1 protein-coding gene is annotated in these 6,248 nt (G+C 41.2%); it reads left to right on the top strand.

Annotated features, from left to right (window positions below; translation table 11 throughout):
- Positions 1 to 23: 23 nt before the first annotated feature.
- A partial coding sequence (locus tag ACZFYI_RS13900) for an amino acid adenylation domain-containing protein (RefSeq protein ID WP_462524731.1) occupies positions 24 to 6,248 on the top strand: 6,225 nt, incomplete at its 3' end.

Raw genomic sequence — 6,248 nt, forward strand, 5'->3', positions numbered from 1 at the left:
TTAACACCCAGAAAAACAAAATTATGTCAATTTCAAAACCACCAAATAAACAATCAACGAGAGAATCATTTCGGTTAATCAATGATTATTGGGTTAAAAAACTTGATGGAATCAAAGAATTACAACTGTTAAAAGACCCTTCAAGAAGTTTGGCTAAAACAGAAGAAAAAAATTACCTGACTATTTCTTTGGATAGAATTCTTCTTAATGAAATTGGAGCTAGCTTTCAAGACCAACCCCCTTCCCAATCCTTAATATTATTCGCAGCACTGAAAGTATTACTTTATCGATACTGTGGGCAAAATGATTTTTGTATCGGCAAAACGATTGAGAAATCGGATGATGAAAATCTAACTTCAAAAAATAACAATTTTTTCCATTTACAAACACTGCCTATTCGAAGTGAAATTGATGGAAGCATGTATTTTGACATATTTCTCAAAAAGATAAACAGAGATCTTGATGAAGCCATCAAAAATCAAATCACTATTAATCAGCTCTCTTCCTTTTTAGATTTGAAAAATGAAAAGGATTTAAATTTACTTTTTCCTGTCATTTTCGACTATCAAAAGAAATCTGCCAACAATGTTCATAACCTGTCTTCAAGGTTAAACCTTCAGGATTTTAACTCGACATTATTGTTCTGCTTTGAAGAAAATGAGGGAAGTATCGAGGGAACAATCGCCTTTGACACTGACTTTTTCTGCTTTGAAACAATCAATAGGATGACAGAGCATTATTCCGCTTTATTGCAATCCATCCTAGCTAATCCGTATCTAAAACTTGGACTCTTAAACCTAATCCCCAAAGAGGAAGAGTTTTTACTTCTTAAATCCTTCAATGATACCGAGTCACCTTTACCCGAAGGTAAAACTATTTTAGACCTGTTTGAAAACCAGGTATTAAAAACCCCAAATGCTGTTGCGGTAGAATTTGAGGGAAACCAACTTTCCTACTTAGAATTGGATTCCCAATCCAACCAACTTGCCCATTTTTTGACCAAAAAAGGAATCAAACCTGAAAGCCCTGTACCGATCTGCATTGACCGCTCTTTGGAGATGGTCATAGGCATTTTTGGGATCCTCAAATCAGGTGGGGCATATGTCCCCATAGATCCTGCCTTACCAAAAGACAGGATTGATCACATGGTTGAAGATACCAAAGCTGATGTTGTCATATGTTCTTCAAAAACTGCCCACAATTTCGGAGATGGGATACACCATATCATCATTGACCAAGAAATAGAGGCAATTCTAAGTATGCCTTCTGATGAAATATCAACTTTGCCTCTGCCCGAAAACCTTGCATACATCATCTACACCTCAGGCTCTACGGGAAAGCCCAAAGGGGTAATGATAGAACACCGGAATCTGGTTAACTTCTTGGCAAGTATGTCGAAAAATGTAGAATTCGATGCCTTATCAAGTATTCTATCGGTCACTACTTACAGTTTTGATATCTTTTATCTTGAACTTTTTCTGCCTCTAGTAAACGGTGGAAAGGTTTTTTTGGCAAGCAGGGAAACTGCCATGGACGGATTCAGTCTTGCCGAAAAACTGGAAGAAGTCCGTCCTACCCACATGCAGGCTACCCCATCCGGTTGGCAAATGTTACTCAACTCAGGCTGGACAAACCCAGGAAACATCAAAATGCTGGTCGGGGGGGAAGCCCTTGGAGAGGAATTAAAAAATACACTTGTAGGATTTGGAACCCTTTGGAACATGTACGGACCAACCGAAACAACCATCTGGTCCACATTCAAAAAAATGGAGGTGAGTGAAAAGGTAAGCATCGGAAAGCCCATCGACAATACTTCTGTCTATATCCTGTCTGCCGATAATGGCCTCAACCCTATCGGGATTCCCGGCGAACTCTGCATCGGGGGAAAAGGCGTCGGAAGGGGTTACCTCAACCGGCCTGAACTTACTTCCCAAAAATTCCTTGCAGACCCTTTCAGAAACGTTCCCGGTGACAGGATGTACCGCACCGGTGACCTCGCCCGGTGGCTTCCCGACGGAAACATCGAATACCTCGGCAGGATAGATGACCAGGTCAAAATCAGAGGATACCGCATAGAGCTCGGCGAAATCGAATCCGTACTGCTCCTCCACCCCGGTGTGAAGCAGGCCGTGGTCCTGGCAAAAGAAAACGGACAGGGAGACAAAAGACTAGTAGGATATGTGGTCTGCGAAGAAGATTTCGACAAAGAATCCGTCAGTGCATTCCTCAGGTCAAAACTGCCTGAATACATGGTGCCCGCTCTTTGGCTTCAGCTGGAAAAACTCCCCCTCACCTTCAGCGGGAAAATTGACAGAAAGGCACTGCCCGAGGTCGGAGCAGGGGATTTGGGGACTGCCCAATACACCGAACCGGGGACTGATCTCGAAAAACAGCTTGCCGCTCTCTGGCAGAAAATCCTCGGCTTGCAAAGGGTAGGTATCCACGATGATTTCTTTGCTCTCGGGGGACACTCCCTGCTCGCAATGCGTGCCGTCGCCGCCATCAGGAAAGAAATGGCTGCTGAAATCAGCATCCGCGAATTCTTCTCCGCTCCAACTATTTCACAGCTTGCCCGGATTATTCTTTCACATGGAGGAAACGTCTCCATCCCGGTTCTCCTGCCTGCGGAAAGGCCGGAAGCAATCCCGCTTTCCTATAACCAGCAGAGTCTCTGGTTTATCCATCAGCTGGAAGGCAGCATCCAGTACCACATTCCCCTGATCTTTAACATCAAAGGAAAACCCGACATTCCTGCCCTGGAAGAAGCATTCAAAACCATTGTCAACCGACACGAAGCACTCCGGACCATAATCAGCGAAAAGAACGGGACCGATTGCCAGACCGTACTAGGCAAAGACCTCTGGAAGCTGGACAGGATGGATTTGCATAATCCCGACTTTCTTAAAAATGAAATCACAAGGCTGATCAGGATACCCTTCGACCTCGCCAACGACCACATGATGAGGGCCTGTTTGATCACCAAAGCCCAGAGGGATTATTGTCTGGTGATCACCATGCACCACATCGCTTCCGACGGATGGTCTGCAAACATCCTGAGAAAAGAACTCACCGAATGCTATCAGGCCATCGTCAGCGGAACTCCGGCTTCATTGCCCCCCCTTCCCATTCAGTACATTGACTATGCCATCTGGCAAAGAAATTTCCTGAAAAGTGATTCAATCAGGGATAAAATCGACTACTGGAAAACCAAACTCCAAAACGTACCCCCCCTTCAGCTGCCAACCGATTTTGCAAGGCCTGCGATTCAGAGTACCCGTGGAAATAGTTACGGTTTTTCAATTGATAATTCTATTGTATCTCCATTGAGGGAATTGGGATACAGTAATCAATCAACTCTTTTCATGACTTTGCTTGCTGCATTCAAGACACTCCTTTATCGGTATAGCGGTCAGGAGGATATTTGTGTAGGAACACCTACAGCTGGGAGAGAAAGTCATGAAACCGAAGATTTAATAGGATTCTTTGTCAACACATTAGCCCTGCGAACCGGTCTGTCCGGAGACATGGGCTTTACCGAACTTCTCAAAGATATCCGGATTACAACCCTTGAGGCATTTGAATATCAAAAAGTACCATTTGAAATGGTAGTAGATGCGCTTGGCCAAGAAAGAGACTTAAGCAGAAACCCTGTGTTCCAGGTTCTTTTTGTGTTGCAAAATGTACCTAAAAACCATTTAAGCCTAAATGATGCCGATGTTTCGGAAGATTCATATGAAAACTTAACATCGAAAATTGACTTGACTTTTGAGCTTAAAGAAATTGGCACAAGCATAAAGGGCATTGCAGAATACAACACAGATCTTTATAAGCCTGAAACCATTGAAAACTTTGTTGATCATTTTATCCAACTTTTGAGATCAATCATTGAAAACCCCAACGAAGAAATCGGAAAATTAAAAATCCTATCAAACAAGGAGAACATTGTTTTGTCCGAATCATTCAATTCATTAATTCAAACACTTCCAAACCAAAATACTATTCTGGATTTATTCCATGAACAAGTAGAAAAATCCCCGAATGCCTTAGCAGTGGAATTTGAGGGTAAGAAACTCACCTACCTCGAATTAAATGAGAAGTCCAACCAGCTTGCTAACTTTCTCCTTAACAAAAATCTCCAACCTGAAAGCTTGGTTCCGATTTGCCTTGACCGTTCTCTTGAAATGATCATCGGTATTTTGGGAATATTAAAAGCAGGTGGAGCATATGTGCCTGTTGACCCAACCTACCCTGATGAAAGAATCGAATTTGTATTTTCGGACACCAAGGCGAATTTGATAATAACTACCTCTGACCTAAAGACAAGGCTTCAAAAAGTAGGAGAATTAATCGTTTTGGATGAAGAATGGCCTGAAATAGAAAAACTATCTGAAGAGGTAATTCCATTGAGAATCCATCAAAATCAATTGGCTTATGTCATTTATACTTCAGGCTCCACAGGAAAACCAAAGGGTGTAATGATTGAACATAGGGGTCTGATGGCTTTTTTGTTGGCTAGAATATCATATCACAAAAAGACTTCATCTGCATTATTAATCCCTTCCTTTTCTTTCGACGCCTCAGTACCTGTAATCTTTGGAACCCTCACCACAGGGGGAAAATTAATTTTATGCAAGAGCGAATTGATCAAAAACCCTCATCATATCAAAGAACTGCTCAATGAGACTGAAACAATCCTCTGCGTCCCCTCCTATTACAGGTTTTTATTGGAAGAAAATCTGCTGGATAAAGCATCTTTTTCAAAAGTGATCGTCGCAGGAGAAAACCTTGATGAATCATTGGTAAAACTTCATTTTGAAAAGTCCGGGAACGCTGCTCTTTATAATGAATATGGTCCTACTGAATGCACAGTTTGGGCTTCTGTCGCCGAAATCAAATCTCCCCATGAGAAAGTGACGATTGGAAAACCGATAGATTTTTCAAAAATATACATCATCAATAAAGACAAGCAGCTCAATCCAATAAATGTCATTGGAGAACTTTGTATAGCAGGAGAAACTGTAGCCAGAGGCTATCTGAATCTTCCTGGCCTCACTTCTGAAAAGTTTGTACAAAATCCATTCAGTCCGGACTTAAACGCCAAAATGTACCGAACAGGCGATCTCGCGAGATGGCTTCCCGATGGTAATATTGAATATATGGGAAGGATTGATGATCAGGTCAAAATCAGAGGATATCGCGTCGAACTCGGCGAAATAGAGTCCACAATAAATAAAAAAGACGGTGTCAAAGAATCTGCGGTGATTTTGAGAGAAGATGTCCCTGGACAAAAACGTCTGGTAGGATATGTCGTGAGCAAAGTGCCTATCCATCCTAATGACCAAGTTGAATGGGTTTTTGAAATCAAAAAAGAACTTCAGAAGAAATTACCGAATTACATGGTTCCTAGTAACATTGTAATCCTGGATAATCTCCCTTTGACAGCAAATAATAAAATTGACAGAAAAAATTTACCGAAGCCTATAGAAAATATCTCTAAGAATAAAGCCCCTACAACAAAGCTTGAAAAGACAATTTCTGAAATTTGGTGCAGCGCATTAAAAAAAGAGGCAATAGACATTGAGGCTGATTTTTTTGAATTGGGGGGAAATTCTCTACTTGCAGTAAAAGTAATGTCACTGCTTGAAAAAGAAATCGGGTTAAAACTATCTATTAACCAGATATTTAAAAATCCCAATATCGCAGAACTGGCAAAAGCCATAGAAAACAAGAATCCTGTCCAAAACGGATTATTGGAGGTAAAAACATCGGGAAGTAAAGCACCACTCTATATTGTCCATGGAGTTGGGTCTTCGGCCTCTATTTATTATAGATTGGCAAAATACATTGAGAATGACCAACCTATTTATGGATTCCAGCCGAAAGGTTTGGATGGGATAGAATTACCGAACAACTCCATTGAAGAAATGGCCACCTACTACATTTCCTTGATGATAGCACAAAATCCAAATGGGCCGTACAATTTATCCGGCTATTGCTTTGGCGGAAATGTCGCATATGAAATGGCCCAACAACTTCAAGCTATGGGCAAAAAAGTCGATAAGCTTATTTTGTTTGATACAATAGCTTTGAAATACGATCAAAAGTTTTCACAACTTGAGAATATCAAAGTTAGGTTAAACCTAATCCTTGTTAAAGCAAAATTTGTTCTGAATGAACCCGGAGCATATTTTGTGAAGAAAAAAAAGTCACTTGAACGAATAGTGGAATCGATATTTGCCAAAATGAAA

The organism is Aquiflexum sp. (genome assembly GCF_977115555.1).